Raw genomic sequence first — 13,559 nt, forward strand, 5'->3', positions numbered from 1 at the left:
TCTTAGCCCGGCGCGGGCGTGTCAACCGGAAGAGTGATGCCCGGCCCCGAGAACCGGGATGATCAGTTCGTATCGGTCATGAATGCGGTCGCGGCGGCCACCAGGTACCCCGGATCGTGTACGCCGCACAGCTCGCGGGCGGAGTGCATCGACAACACCGGGATGCCGACGTCGACGGTGCGGATGCCCAGCCGGGTCGCGACGATCGGGCCGACCGTCGTCCCGCACGGCACGGTGTTCTTCCCGACGAAGTACTGGCTCGGCACACCCGCGTCCCGGCACGCCCGCGCCCACGCGGCCGCCCCCGGTGCGTCGGTGGCGTAGCGCTGGTTGGCGTTGACCTTGAGCGCAGGGCCGCCGTTGGGCAGCGAGCGGTGCGTCGGGTCGTACCGGTCGAGGTAGTTCGGGTGCGCGGCGTGCGTGACGTCCACCGACAGCGCGCGCGAGCGCGCGAACGAGGCGGTCCGCGCGTCGAAGCCCCCGGCGATCCGGGTCAGCACCGTCTCCAGCAGCGGCCCCGCCGCCCCGGTGGCCGTCCCGCTGCCGATCTCCTCGTGGTCGAAGCCGACGAACACCGGGACCACCCCCGGCGCCGACCCGGCGGCGTCGAGCAGCGCGGTCAGCCCGGAGTGCACCGAGGCGAGGTTGTCCAGCCGCGGCGCGGCCAGCAGGTCCGCCTCCTCGCCGAGCCGCGCCGGCCCGGTGAGGTCGTGCGCCACCAGGTCGTGCGCGGCCACCTCGTCCGGGTCGACGTCGGCCTCGCCGGCCAGGAAGGCGATCAGATCGCCCTCCGACGGTGAGCCGAGGCCCCAGATCGGCAGCAGGTGCTGCTGCGCGTCGAGGGTGAGCCCCTGGTTGACCTGACGGTCGAGGTGGATGGCCAGTTGCGGCACCCGCATGAGCGGCCGCGCCACGTTGACCAGCACCGTCGAGCCGTCGTAGAGCGCGAGCCGGCCGGCGAGCCCCAGGTCGCGGTCGAGCCAGGAGTTCCACAGCGCGCCGCCGTAGACCTCGACGGCGATCTGCCGCCAGCCCGCCGCGCCGGTGTCCGGGCGCGGCTTGACCTTGAGCGTCGGCGAGTCGGTGTGCGCGGCGAAGATCCGCATCGGGGTACCGGGGCGGGCGTCGGCGGGCTGCCACCAGGCGAGCAGCGTTCCGTCGCGCACGAGGTAGCGGCCGCCCGGCTCGATGATCCACTCGCCGGCCTCGGGTTGCTCGGTGAACCCGGCCGCGGTCAGCCGGCGGACGGCCTCGGCGACCGCGTGGTACGGCGTCGGGCTCGCGGTGATGAAGTCGGCGAGATCCAGTGCGAGGTCGGCCACGTGATGCATCCTTCCCGATGTGGGTCAGCCGCCGGAGTACGACGTCCTCGTCGTGGGGGCCGGCTCGACCGGATCGGTGCTCGCGGCCCGCCTCGCCGAGCACGGCCGGCGGGTGCTGGTCCTCGAGGCCGGCCCGGCCCCGCGCAGCCTCGACGGGTACCCGCCCGAGGCGCGGCACGCACCGTCGCTCGCCGCCACCGACCCGGCCCATCCCCTGAACTGGGCCGTCCCGGTGGAGCTGCGGTCCGGCCACCCGCACACCGTTCCCCGCGGCCGGATCGCGGGCGGCTGCGGCGCGATCAACGGCGCCTACTTCGTGCGCGCCACCCCGGCCGACTTCGCCGACTGGGCCATCCCCGGCTGGTCCCACGACGACGTGCTGCCCAGTTACCGGCGCCTGGAACACGATCTCGACTTCGACGGCGCCGCGCACGGCGACCGCGGCCCGATCCTCGTCCGGCGGCCGGCCGGGCAGCTGTGCAGCCCGCTCACCGACCCGTTCCTCGACGCCGCGGCGCGGCTGGGCATCGCCGCCGAGCCGGACAAGAACGCCGGCGGGCCGCCCGGCGCGGGCCCGATCCCGTCGAACGCGGTCGACGGGCTGCGGGTCAACGCGGCCATGGCCTACCTGCTGCCGAACCTGCACCGGCCGAACCTGGAGCTGCGCGGGGACACCCCGGTCGCCCGGGTGCTGCTCGACGGCGATCGCGCGGTCGGCGTCGAGACCCTCTCCGGTGAGGTGCTCCGGGCCGCCGAGGTCGTGCTCGCGGCCGGTTCGGTGAACACGCCGCACCTGCTGCTGCTGTCCGGGATCGGACCGGCCGACGAGCTGCGCGCGGCCGGGATCCCGGTGCGCCACGACCGGCCGGGGGTGGGGAAGAACTGGTCGGACCATCCGAGCGTCTTCCTGCCGTTCCGCTCCGACGCCCCGGCGCCGCATCCCGATGCGGTGAGCGGCCAGGCCTCGATCGACGCCGACTCGGGTGCCGATCCGGCCGGTGACGTGGAGATCCTGCTGTTCGTGCGGCCGTTCCTCCCGGGCGGGGAGCTGCATCTGATGTGCGCGGTGCAGCGGCCGCACAGCCGCGGTGTGCTCACCGTGACCTCGCCCGACCCGATGGCGCGACCGCGCGTCGAGTACCGGTACCTGGCCGCCGAGGCCGATCGGCGACGGTTGCGGCACGCCGTCCGCGTCGCCGCCGAACTGCTGCGCACCGACGTGTTCCCGGGGGAGCGCGCGGGCATCGGGGGCGACGTCCTGGGTGTCGATCACCGGCTCGACGGCTGGATCGCGGCGAACCTGACCACCTCGGTGCACCTGTGCGGCAGCGCGGCGATGGGCACCGGCCCGGAGTCGGTGGTGGACCCGCAGCTGCGCGTGCACGGGGTCGACGGCCTGCGCGTCGCCGACACGTCGGTGCTCCCGGCGGCCCCCCGCCGCGGCCCGGCCGCGACAGCGGTGATGATCGGCGAACGCGCCGCGGAACTCTTCTGACGGCGCGCTCGCGCGGGTGGCCTACACCCCGTTGCGGAGCCGCTGATGTGGCCGTGCGGGCGGTTACGTTGGAGGGATGACGTCGGTCGACAACCCGCTCCTCGCCCCGAGTGAACTTCCCTACCAGCTCCCCGATTTCTCCCGGATCACCGACGAGCACTACCGGCCCGCGTTCGAGCAGGGGATGACCGAGCAGCGCGCCGAGGTCGAGGCCATCGCCGTCGACCCCGGGCCGCCCACGTTCGACAACACGATCGTCGCCCTGGAGCGCTCCGGGCAGACCCTGCACCGGGTGTCCACAGTGTTCTTCAGCAGGGCCGGCGCGCACACCAACCCGGAGATCGAACAGATCCAGGCCGAGATCGCCCCGAAGCTCGCCGCGCACCGCGACGCGATCATGCTGGATCCACGGCTGTTCGCCCGGATCCGGGAGCTGTACTCCCGGCGCGACGAGCTCGGCCTCGACCCCGAGTCCTACCGGCTGCTCGAGCGCCACCACACCGACGCCGTCCGTGCCGGCGCCGAGCTCGACGAGGCCGACCAGCGGCGGCTGCGCGAGCTCAACGCCGAGTTGTCCACGCTGTCCGCCGCGTTCGGGTCCAGGCTGCTGGCGGAGACCAACGACTCCGCGGTCGGGGTCGCCGACCCGGCCCGGCTCGACGGCCTGTCGCCCGACGCGATCTCGGCGGCCGCGGCGGCGGCGACGGCCCGGGGCCGCGACGGGCACCTGCTCACCCTGGTCCTGCCCACCGGCCAGCCCGCGCTGGCGTCGCTGACCGACCGGGGACTGCGCGAGGAGCTGTTCACCGCTTCGGTCCGCCGCGGCTCCCGCGGCAACGGCGACGACACCACCGACCTGGTCCGCCGGCTGAGCGCGTTGCGCGCCGAGCGGGCCCGGCTGCTGGGGTACGCGAGCCACGCCGCCTACGTCATCGCGGACAACACCGCGGGCACCGTCGACGCGGTCACCGCGATGCTCGCCGACCTCGCTCCGGCGGCCGCCGCGAACGCCGAGGCGGAGGCGGCGGAGCTGGAGCGCACGGCCGGGCACGAGATCGCCCCCTGGGACTGGGCGTTCTACGCCGAACGGGTCCGCCGCGAGCGCTTCGATCTCGACGCCGCCGCGCTGCGCCCCTACCTGGAGCTGGAGCGGGTGCTGCACGACGGCGTCTTCCACGCTGCCGGCCTGCTCTACGGGCTGCGTTTCGTCGAGCGCCACGACCTGCCGATGTATCACCCCGACGTGCGGGTCTGGGAGGTGTTCGACGGGCACGAGGCGCTGGGCCTGTTCGGCGGGGACTTCTACGCCCGCGAGTCCAAGCGCGGCGGCGCCTGGATGAACGCGCTGGTCTCCCAGTCGCGGCTGCTCGGCACCCGGCCGGTGGTGATGAACACGCTCAACATCGCCCGCCCGGCCGAGGGCGAGCCGACACTGCTGACCTTCGACGAGGTCACCACGCTGTTCCACGAGTTCGGGCACGCGCTGCACGGGCTGTTCTCCGACGTGCGCTACCCGACGTTCTCCGGCACCAGCGTGCCCCGCGACTTCGTCGAATACCCCTCGCAGGTCAACGAGATGTGGGCGGTGTGGCCGGAGATCCTGGCCAACTACGCCCGCCACCACGAGACCGGCGAGCCGCTGCCGCCCGAGCTGGTCGAGCGGCTGCTCGCCGCGCAGCAGTACGGCGAGGGCTTCGCGACGACCGAGTACCTGGCCGCCGCGCTGCTCGACCAGGCCTGGCACACCCTCGACGCGGACGACGTGGTGCACGACGTCGCCGAGTTCGAGGCCGCGGCGCTGATCAAGGCCGGGGTCGCCCTGCCGGCGGTGCCGCCGCGCTACCGCAGCACCTACTTCAACCACGTGTTCGCCGGCGGGTACAGCGCGGGCTACTACTCCTACATCTGGTCGGAGGTGCTCGACGCCGACACCGTGGAGTGGTTCAAGGAGAACGGCGGGTTGCGCCGGGAGAACGGCGAGGTTTTCCGGCGCGAGTTGCTGTCCCGCGGCGGCAGCGTCGACGCGATGCAGGCCTACCGCGCGTTCCGCGGCCGGGACCCGGAGATCGGCCCGCTGCTCACCCGCCGAGGCCTCGCCCGCTGACCCCGCGAGTCGCCCTTTTCGGGTGCGCGAGTCGCCCTGTTCGGCGCGTGAGTCGCGGTGCTCGGGGCGGTCTCAGATCGTCGGGACGGCACCCCCGTCGACCCGGCAGTTGCTGCCGGTGACGAAGCTGGCCCGCTCCGAGCACAGGAAGGTGATCATCGACGCCACCTCCTCGGGCTTGCCGCGGCGGCGCAGCACCAGGAACGGCCGTTCCTCGCGCAGGAAGGCCTCGATCGCCTCCTGCACGGAGATGCCACGTTCCTGCGCGAGCCGCTGCATCATGGTGTCGGTCATCGGACTCTCGATGAACGCCGGTGACACGGCGTTGACCAGGACGCCCTCGCCGCCGTAGGCCTTCGACAGGCCCTTGCCCAGGCCGAGGACCCCGGACTTGGAGACGCCGTACGGCAGGGCCTGCGGATAGGGTTGCTGCCCGTCCTCCGAGGCCAGCAGCACGATCCGGCCCCAGCCCGCGGCACGCATCGGGTCGATGAAGGCGCGCACCACGCGCACCGCGGCGAGCAGGTCGGTGTCCAGCGTCGAGCGCCAACCGTCCTCGTCGATCTCGTGGAAGGGTCCGCGCGCCCCGAGGGTCGCTGCGGAATGGACCAGGATGTCCACCCGGCCCAGCGCGACGATGGCGTCGTCACGCAGCCGTGCGACGTCGTCGGGATTCGTGAGGTCCGCCGCGATGGCGGGGATGTCCTCGCTGGGGAGCCGCTCCGCCGCCGCGGCGATGTCGTCCTGCTTGAGGTCGGTGACGGCGACCTGCGCCCCCTCCTCGATCAGCATCCGGGCGGTGTGCCAGCCGATTCCGGAGTCCGCACCGGTGACCAGCGCCGTGCGGCCGGAGATACCGAGATCCATGTCGATCCTCCTTGGGGGGTCATGGCCGATCGCCCGTGGTGCTTCCCACCGGCGGGCCGCCGAACCATTCCGCCGTGGAATACCGAGATCCTCCGCCGCGTTCCGGGCGACGATGCTCTCCCACGTCCGGCTGTCGCTGCTCGACCGATCGCGCACCCGGGCGGGGGAGTCCGACGCGGTCGCGCTGCGGAACACCGTGGAGCGTGCACAGCGGGCCGAGCGGCTGGGCTATCACCGGTTCTGGGTCGCTGAACACCACGCCGTCCCGGGGATCGCGAGCGGCAGCCCGCCGGTGCTGATGGCCGCCATCGCGGCGCGCACCGGGCGGATCCGGGTGGGTTCGGGAGGAGTGATGCTGCCCAACCACCAGCCGCTGGTCGTCGCCGAGCAGTTCGCGATGCTGCAGGCGCTCTTCCCCGGCCGGATCGACCTGGGCGTCGGCCGTTCGCTCGGCTTCACCCCGCCGGTCCGCCGAGCGCTGCGCCGCGACACCGATGCCCCTGACACGTTCCCCGGCGATCTCGCCGAGCTGCGCACCTACCTCGACGGCCGGGCCGCCGTGACGGCGCGGCCCCGGCTCGAGGCGCCGGTGCCGGTGTTCGTACTGGCCACCGGCCGCGGACTCACCGTCGCGGCCGAGGCCGGGCTGCCGGTCGTGGTCGGCGGCCCGATCCTGGCCGGTGACGGGATCGGGACCGCCCTCGCCGACTACCGGGAGCGCTTCCGCCCGTCGGGCGCCGGCCCCGGGCCCTACGTCGTGGTGTCGCTGGACGTCCTGGTCGCCGACTCGGTGGCGGCGGCCCGGCGGCTGGCCCTGCCCGAGGCCTGGGCCCTGGCGGTGGCCCGTACCACCGGGGAGTTCCCCGCGCTGGAACCAGTGGCCGGCGTCGCGTCCCGGTCGCTGTCCGCGCGGCAGCGATCGGTGGTCGACGCCGCGGTCGGCCGGACGATCCACGGGGACGAGACGACGGTCGCCGCCGAACTCGAGGACCTGCTCGTCCGCACGGGCGCCGACGAGGTGCTCGCCTCGACGTCGACGTTCGACCGGGGCGCCCTCGCGGAGTCCGATGCCCGGCTGGCCAGCATGTTCGCATCGCGAACATGATCTGTGACGCTGGTCCAGGACAGCAGCCCATCCGCCCCGGACGCGCTTAGGCTGCGACCGATGAACACCCCGAGCTCCCCGCGTGCCCCTCACCAGGTCCGCACCTGCCCCTGGTGCGCCGACGTCCGCGTCGTCGCCTTCAGCGAGGAAGGCCTCGTTCGCGCCCTGACCCGGCACCTCGAGACCTGCCCGGGCGAGCAGACGGACCAGCAGCCGAAGTCGGCCTGACCGGCTCGCTGCTCCGCCGTCCGGCAATGGCGCCGGGCGGCGACTCTTCGCACCGCGTCCTGACAGCACTGCGGCGCCACGGCCGCACCGTTGGCCGAGGCCGAAGCCGAAGCCGAAGCCGAGGCCACGCGCCTCGCCGCCGACCGCGGCCCTGACCGCCGTCACGGCACCGCCCGACCCGGCGCGGTTGGCCCTGTCCGCAGGGGGTACCCGTGCTGCCGGTGCCCCGGGTGCCGCCGCCCTATCACCGAAAACCGCACCCGAAACCGATTCTCGGCGCCCTTTCGCCGTGAATCAATGAATGCTGCCCGACGGTTGTGGATGTGGGTTCTCTGTGCGTGCCCGGCGCTGTGGCCAGCTCTCTGAGCTGCCCAGATGCCTCTTCTTGGTTCCCAGGCGACTATTGACGGCGGTCCTGGACTGTGGCAAGAATCTCGCTGTCAGCATTCGCTTCCGATAGCGCTGCTGCGGCGGGCGTGAGGGGTCGGCGATGGCGACCTATCGATACCGATGTGCGCAGGACGGGGTCGTCGACGTGCGCCGGCCCATCGGGACGGCCCCCGCCACGTGGCCCTGCCCGCGCTGTGCGGAGGACATGCCCCGCGTGTTCACCGCGCCGATGCTGAGCTTCGCGCCCCGCGCACAGATCAACGCGATCGACCGTGCCGAGGCCACTGCGGGCGAGCCCTCCGTGGTCACCGCGCTGCCACCCCGGCCGGCGAGCCGCCGGACACCGATGGCCCCGCCCGACCCCGCCCTGCGCAGGTTGCCGCGGCCGTGACGGCGGCAAGGGCGCGTTCATCGCGTCACACCGGGGTGACCGCCGGGTCCGAGGAGGCGGGTGACCGGGCCTTCCCGGCATTCCTGCTGCTCACGGACGTCCGGTCGGCGATCGACGGGACGGTCGCCCTACGCAGAGAACATCGAGAGGAAGGGGCGGTTCATGCCTCCAGTCGTGTTCCCGCTCGACAGCAGCAAGCCGTTCACCGAACAGAAGCTGATCGGCCACAACCGGTGGCACTACGACATCCCGCCGGCCGTGATGGTCAAGCCGGACGACTCGTTCCGCGTGCACTGCCGGGAGTGGTTCGACGGCGCCATCCACAACGACGACTCAGCCGAGGACGTCCGTGACGCGCCGCTGTCGAAGGTGCATTGCCTCAGTGGGCCGATCGGGGTGGAGGGCGCCCGCCCCGGCGACCTGCTCCTCGTCGACATCCTCGACGTCGGCCCCATCCCGCAGGAGGATTCCGGGCCGCTGGCCGGGCAGGGTTGGGGCTACACCGGCATCTTCGCGAAGCAGAACGGCGGTGGGTTCCTCACCGACGAGTTCCCCGACGCGTACAAGGTGGTCTGGGACTTCCGTGGCCAGCGGGCCACGTCCCGGCATGTTCCGCACGTCTCCTTCATCGGCATGGTGCACCCGGGCCTGATGGGTACCGCGCCCTCGTCGGAGCTGCTCGACAGGTGGAACGAGCGGGAGGCGGTGCTCATCGCGACCGACCCCGATCGGGTGCCGCCGCTGGCGCTGCCGCCGTTACCCCAGGACGCGGTCCTGGGCTCGCTGACCGGCAGCGCGTTCGAGGCCGCGGCGCTCGAGGCCGCCCGCACGGCGCCGCCGAGGGAGAACGGCGGCAACCAGGACATCAAGAACTTCACCAAGGGGACCCGCGTCTTCTATCCGGTGTTCGAGACCGACGCGAAACTCTCGGTCGGCGACCTGCACTTCTCCCAGGGCGACGGCGAGATCACCTTCTGCGGCGCGATCGAGATGGGCGGGTTCATCGACCTGCACGTCGACGTCATCCGGGACGGCATGGAGAAGTTCGGGGTCGGTGAGAACGCGATCTTCGTGCCGGGCAACACCGACCCGCAGTACGCCGAGTGGCTCGCCTTCTCCGGGGTCTCGGTCGAGCTCGACGGCGCGCAGCGCTACCTGGACGCGCAACTCGCCTACAAGCGGGCCTGCCTGCATGCGATCGACTACCTGACGTCGTGGGGTTTCACCCCCGAGCAGGCGTACATGATCCTGGGCGCGGTCCCGATCGAGGGCCGCCACTCCGGGGTCGTGGACATCCCGAACTCGTGCTCGACGGTCTACATCCCGACCGCGATCTTCGACTTCGACATCCGGCCGAACGCGGACGGCCCGCGCCGGGTCGACCCCGGTCAGGGCGTGCCCAAGGCCAGCTTCTGATCGTCGTTCTCCGACTCCGCCGGCGGACTCGCCCCGTTGGGGGCGGCGCCGGCGGACTCGGCCTGCTCCTGGTGGACTTTCGTGGTCGAGGCCTCCAGGAAGCGCAGCAGCTCGACCGGGAACGGCAGCACGAGCGTGGAGTTCTTCTCCGAGGAGACCTGCACGATCGTCTCGAGCAGGCGTAGCTGAAGCGCCGCGGGGCTCTCGGACATCCGCCGGGCGGCCTGGGCGAGCTTCTCCGAGGCCTGCAGCTCGCCGTCCGCGCTGATCACCCGGGCCCGGCGTTCCCGCTCCGCCTCGGCCTGCCGCGACATCGACCGCTTCATCGACTCGGGCAGTGCCACGTCCTTGATCTCGACGCGGTCGATGTGCACGCCCCATCCGAGTGCCGGGCTGTCGAGCAGCAGCTCGAGGCCCTGGTTGAGCCGCTCGCGGTTGGACAACAGGTCATCGAGGTCGCTCTTGCCGATGATCGACCGCAGCGACGTCTGCGCCACCTGCCCGATGGCGGAGATGTAGTCCTGCACGTCGACGATCGCCCGGACCGGGTCGACGACGTTGAAGTAGACGACCGCGTCCACGCGCACCGTGACGTTGTCGCGGGTGATCCCGTCCTGAGCCGGCACCGGCATGGTGACGATCTGCATGTTGACCTTGCGAAGCCGGTCCACCCCCGGATGGATGCGGGTGAGCCCCGGCCCGCGGACGGCCTCGCTCACCCGGCCGAAGCGGAACAGCACCCCCCGTTCGAACTGCCGGACCACCCGGAATCCGGCCCCGAACCAGATCGCTCCGACGGCCGCCAGGCCCACAACCACATCCAGAACGATCACGACGACCTCCCGCACCCGTCCGGGTCGCGAAAGCCCGGCCTCGGGCACCATCGACGCTACTCGCGGAGGCGCACCTCGCACATGCTCCGGCGTGCGGTCCGCGCCGAGTGTGCTCGTCAGCGGCACGACCCTCTCGGGTCGTTCCCGCACCGCGAGAACACGCACAGTGAAATTCTCATTCGGCCCCGGCAGCGATGTCGCAGAGGTGACTTCCCCCACTAGCGTGACGCCTCGACGCTCCGCCGACCTGTGGGCCGAAGCGGGAGGACTGCATGCACGAACGGTCGCGCCCAGCCTTCGGCCGGCTGCGGGACCGGTCACCGGTGCACGGGCTGGACCGGCGCAACCTCGGCCCGCTCGGCGTGCTCGCCCAGTCGGTGTCCGGGGCCGCCCCGGCGGCGGCCATGGCGGCCACCCCGGTGATCGTGGCGGCCACCGCAGGCCCGGCGACGATCTGGTCGTTCGTCGTGGCCACCGTGCTCGCCTTGCTGATCGGTGCATGCATCGGCCAGTTCACCCGGCGGATGGCGGCGGCGGGCGGGCTCTACAGCCTGACGGCCAAGGGGCTCGGGTCCGGTCCGGCGTTCATCTGCGGCGCGGCGCTGCTGGTCGGCTACGGGATGCTGGCGATGGCCGCGCTCACCGGAGCCGCGATGTTCCTCGGCGCGCTGCTCGGCCGGGTGGGGCTGAACGTGTCGGTGCCGGGACCGGTGCTGGCCGGCGGCGTCGTCGCGCTCGTCGCGTCGACCTGGGCGTTCGTGCTTCTCGGGGTGCGGTTGTCGGCGCGGGTCGTGCTCCTCGTCGAGGCGGTGTCGATCACCCTCATGCTGGTGATCTTCAGCGTGCTGCTCGGCGCGGACACCGTCCCGCCTGCCGCGGCGGTGCCGGAACCCGCACCGGGTCTGGGCGGGATCGCGGCAGGTGTGCTGCCGGCACTCGCCGCGTTCATCGGGTTCGAGGCGGCCACCGCGCTGGGCGTCGAGGCGCGCCGCCCGTTCCGCACCATCCCCCGAGCCGTGCAGTGGACGGCTGCGGTGTCCGGGCTGCTGTACCTGTTCGCCGCGCAGACCCAGGTCGTCGGCTTCGCGCACACCACGGGCGGGCTGGCCGCCCAGGCCGAGCCGGTCATCACCCTGGCCGCGGCGCAGGGGCAGCCGTGGGTGTCGGTGGTGCTCGACATCGGCATCACGATGTCGTTCTTCGCGTGCACGCTGGCCACGGTGAACGCGCTGGTCCGGGTGCTGTTCTCGATGGGTCGTGACGGGATCGCGCCCACTGTGCTGGGCGCGACGCACCGCCGTTACCGCACCCCGCACCGGGCGATCGCGGTCGCGCTGCCGGTGGTGGCGGCCGTCCCGGCCGGGCTGCTCGCGGCCGGCGTCGCGCCGGCGCGGACCCTGACGGCACTGCTGACGCTGGCGACCTGCGGATACCTGGTCGCCTACCTGCTGGTCGCCCTGGCCGCCCCGGTGTTCCTGCACCGGATCGGCGAGCTGACCTGGCCGCCGGTGGCCGTCACGGCTGTGCTCGCCCCGGTCCTGGTGGTGGTGCTGGTCGCGTTCGTGCTCACGACCGGAGGCGGGCCGTTGCCGATCGTGCTCGCAGTGCTGGGCCTGCTCACGGCCGGCTGGTTCGGCTGGCTACGGGTGTGGCGCCCCGAGCAACTCGCCGGGATCGGTGTCTACGACGAGACGTGCGCCGCCGACGTGCTCGGCGAACCGATCCGGATCCAGCTGTGAGCACCGGCCTTGACCCGGTTCCGCTCTCCGGGCGGCAGCCCCGTGCGGTGCGCAGCGCGCTCGCGGTGCTCGAGGAGGTCGTCGCGGCCGGCCCCGGCGTGACCGCCAAGGAGATCTCTGCGGCGCTGAAGCTGCCGCAGGCCACCACGTACCGGCTGCTCAATCTGCTGGTCGGCGAGGAGTACCTGGTCCGGCTGCCGGATCTGCGTGGGTTCGCTCTCGGCCGCCGGGCCGCCCGGCTCGCGCTGCCGGTGGCGCCGCCGCCGTCGACCGCCGCGCGCGCCGTCGTGGATCACCTGCGCGGGATGGTCCGCTGGGGCGTGCACCTGGCGTCGTTCAGTACCGGGCAGGTTGCGCTCGTCGACCCCGACCCGGACCATCCGCCCAGCGACGGCCTCGTGCTCGCCCGCTACCCGCAGGTTTCCGCTCTGGGCAAGCTCCTGCTGGCCGAGCAGCCGGATTGGCGGGCCCTGGTGCGCGACCTGCGCCGGTTCACCGAGCACACCGTCACCACCGGCGCGGAACTGTCGGCGCAGCTCGACGCCGTCGCCGGTTCCGGCCTGGCCCGGCAGTGCGGGGAGCTGCGACCCGACCGCGGCTGCCTCGCCGTTGCGGTGCGCGGCCCGGGCGATGGGGCGCTGGTGGCGGGCCTGGCACTGTCCGGCCCGGCGCACCGGGTGGCGGAGCCCAACGACGACCTGGTCGAGTTGCTGCGCGAGCACGCCGACCGCCTCGCGCCCTTGTTGGCCTGACGGCGCACGGGCACGACGTGCAACCGTCCCGCCCGGTGGGGAGCGCCGGACGGGACGGTGCGGGCACGAGCCGGGCACGGCTCGAGGTCTGCGGGCAGGGTCAGGAGTACATGCGCATCCAGGCGACGTACATCTGCGTCGGCTTGGGGGAGCCGCCGTCGGGGAAGTAGTCGAGCTGGATGGTGGCGTGCATCGGGCCGGGCGGGAGCGTGCCCGGGTCCGTGCTCTGGAACCACTGCTCGCCGTCGATGTAGCCGGTGATGCCCTGCGGGGTCCACTCGACGGCGTAGTTGTGCCACTGGGTGATGTCGAGGGTCTTCTTGGCGTACTTCTGGGAGTTGCTCGCGCCGTAGTGCAGGAAGAACGACACGTCCGTGGACGCGCTCGTCGTCTCGGCGAAGTCGATCTCGCCGCCCTGCGGCCAGTCCACCTCGGACGGCCACAGGATCAGCACCGGGTGGTACTGGCTGTCGCCGGCCGGGAATTTCGCCCGCATCTCCCACTTGCCGTACTTGCGGGAGTCCGTCCAGGCGATCCCGCCCGTGGTGCCGTTGCTGTCGCCGCTGATCGTCAGCATGCCGTTGCGCACGCTGACCGCGTCGGGGGAGCGGCGGCCGTTGCCGGCGTGTCCGGTCCCGTCGTAGGCGCTCCACTTGCCGGACAGCCCGTCGGTGAACTCGTCGCCCCCGATGAGCTTCCAGCCCTTGGCCACGGCGGCCTGCACGCCGTCGCCGAGCGCGCCGACCGCGGCGCCGGCGGGGCCGGGCAGCGGCACGGCACCGGGCGTGGTCGTGCTCCTGCGGGGTGCGGGGGGCTTGGCGGTGGCGCGCTTGCGGGCCTCGGCCGCGGCGTCGGCGATCGCCGAGGCGGCCGCGTCGGGGGCCGCGGTGCCGGTCGGGGTGGGGGCCGGCGTCGGG

At 72.9% G+C, this 13,559-nt stretch carries 12 protein-coding genes; 8 read left to right on the plus strand and 4 right to left on the minus strand.

Features of this window, described 5'->3' with window-relative positions; genetic code table 11:
- Positions 1 to 62 precede the first annotated feature (62 nt).
- Positions 63 to 1,322 carry a M18 family aminopeptidase gene (locus HF526_RS29015; RefSeq protein WP_338051832.1) on the minus strand — a complete coding sequence of 420 codons (1,260 nt, stop codon included), beginning with the start codon at positions 1,320 to 1,322 and terminating at the stop codon, positions 63 to 65.
- A 19-nt stretch (positions 1,323 to 1,341) separates the two neighbouring features.
- Here HF526_RS29015 and mftG point away from each other — a divergent pair, with 19 nt between their 5' ends.
- Both mftG and HF526_RS29025 read left to right on the plus strand, forming a co-directional pair.
- Complete coding sequence (mftG, locus tag HF526_RS29020; protein ID WP_169384766.1) at positions 1,342 to 2,817, plus strand: mycofactocin dehydrogenase MftG; 1,476 nt, start codon at positions 1,342 to 1,344, stop codon at positions 2,815 to 2,817.
- 76 nt (positions 2,818 to 2,893) lie between these two features.
- On the plus strand, positions 2,894 to 4,921 hold the full coding sequence (locus HF526_RS29025; protein ID WP_169384767.1) for a M3 family metallopeptidase: 2,028 nt from the start codon (positions 2,894 to 2,896) through the stop codon (positions 4,919 to 4,921).
- Positions 4,922 to 4,993: 72 nt separating this feature from the next.
- Here the strand turns inward: HF526_RS29025 and HF526_RS29030 are convergent, their stop codons facing one another.
- Positions 4,994 to 5,788, minus strand: coding sequence for an SDR family NAD(P)-dependent oxidoreductase (locus HF526_RS29030; protein ID WP_169384768.1), 795 nt, complete (start codon positions 5,786 to 5,788; stop codon positions 4,994 to 4,996).
- Positions 5,789 to 5,900: 112 nt separating this feature from the next.
- On the opposite strand from HF526_RS29030, the gene HF526_RS29035 reads away from it, so the two are divergent.
- From HF526_RS29035 to fmdA, 4 genes are all read left to right on the plus strand, one after another.
- Positions 5,901 to 6,893 (plus strand): LLM class flavin-dependent oxidoreductase, encoded by a 993-nt coding sequence (locus tag HF526_RS29035; RefSeq protein WP_169384769.1) that lies wholly within the window; start codon positions 5,901 to 5,903, stop codon positions 6,891 to 6,893.
- Between the two features lie 60 nt (positions 6,894 to 6,953).
- Positions 6,954 to 7,121 (plus strand): hypothetical protein, encoded by a 168-nt coding sequence (locus tag HF526_RS29040; protein WP_169384770.1) that lies wholly within the window; start codon positions 6,954 to 6,956, stop codon positions 7,119 to 7,121.
- 490 nt (positions 7,122 to 7,611) lie between these two features.
- A complete protein-coding gene (locus tag HF526_RS29045; protein WP_169384771.1) occupies positions 7,612 to 7,902 on the plus strand; it encodes a zinc ribbon domain-containing protein in 291 nt (96 codons plus the stop codon).
- Positions 7,903 to 8,064: 162 nt separating this feature from the next.
- Positions 8,065 to 9,318, plus strand: coding sequence for a formamidase (fmdA, locus tag HF526_RS29050; protein WP_169384772.1), 1,254 nt, complete (start codon positions 8,065 to 8,067; stop codon positions 9,316 to 9,318).
- Here the strand turns inward: fmdA and HF526_RS29055 are convergent.
- Complete coding sequence (locus HF526_RS29055; protein WP_169384777.1) at positions 9,291 to 10,148, minus strand: SPFH domain-containing protein; 858 nt, start codon at positions 10,146 to 10,148, stop codon at positions 9,291 to 9,293. The two genes, fmdA and HF526_RS29055, sit on opposite strands and share 28 nt — an antisense overlap.
- Positions 10,149 to 10,423: 275 nt before the next feature.
- Here HF526_RS29055 and HF526_RS29060 point away from each other — a divergent pair, with 275 nt between their 5' ends.
- Together HF526_RS29060 and HF526_RS29065 are read left to right on the plus strand one after the other, a co-directional pair.
- Entirely contained in the window at positions 10,424 to 11,890 is a 1,467-nt protein-coding gene (locus HF526_RS29060) for an APC family permease (protein WP_169384773.1), read from the plus strand.
- Positions 11,887 to 12,642 (plus strand): IclR family transcriptional regulator domain-containing protein, encoded by a 756-nt coding sequence (locus tag HF526_RS29065; protein ID WP_169384774.1) that lies wholly within the window; start codon positions 11,887 to 11,889, stop codon positions 12,640 to 12,642. The genes HF526_RS29060 and HF526_RS29065 overlap by 4 nt, the downstream gene beginning before the upstream one ends.
- A 100-nt stretch (positions 12,643 to 12,742) precedes the next feature.
- Here HF526_RS29065 and HF526_RS29070 read toward each other — a convergent pair.
- The coding region (locus HF526_RS29070; protein WP_211177959.1) for a glycoside hydrolase family 16 protein at positions 12,743 to 13,559 on the minus strand (817 nt) is incomplete at its 5' end.

The organism is Pseudonocardia acidicola, from assembly GCF_012911935.1.
GTDB classification, from domain to species: domain Bacteria; phylum Actinomycetota; class Actinomycetes; order Mycobacteriales; family Pseudonocardiaceae; genus Pseudonocardia; species Pseudonocardia acidicola.

What these genes read in the sequence shown, in the direction of transcription:
- HF526_RS29025 (WP_169384767.1), top strand. Translation starts at nt 2,894, where the DNA reads ATGACGTCGGTCGACAACCCGCTCCTCGCCCCGAGTGAACTTCCCTAC.
- HF526_RS29030 (WP_169384768.1), bottom strand. Translation starts at nt 5,788, where the DNA reads ATGGATCTCGGTATCTCCGGCCGCACGGCGCTGGTCACCGGTGCGGAC.
- HF526_RS29035 (WP_169384769.1), top strand. Translation starts at nt 5,901, where the DNA reads ATGCTCTCCCACGTCCGGCTGTCGCTGCTCGACCGATCGCGCACCCGG.
- HF526_RS29040 (WP_169384770.1), top strand. Translation starts at nt 6,954, where the DNA reads ATGAACACCCCGAGCTCCCCGCGTGCCCCTCACCAGGTCCGCACCTGC.
- HF526_RS29045 (WP_169384771.1), top strand. Translation starts at nt 7,612, where the DNA reads ATGGCGACCTATCGATACCGATGTGCGCAGGACGGGGTCGTCGACGTG.
- fmdA (WP_169384772.1), top strand. Translation starts at nt 8,065, where the DNA reads ATGCCTCCAGTCGTGTTCCCGCTCGACAGCAGCAAGCCGTTCACCGAA.
- HF526_RS29060 (WP_169384773.1), top strand. Translation starts at nt 10,424, where the DNA reads ATGCACGAACGGTCGCGCCCAGCCTTCGGCCGGCTGCGGGACCGGTCA.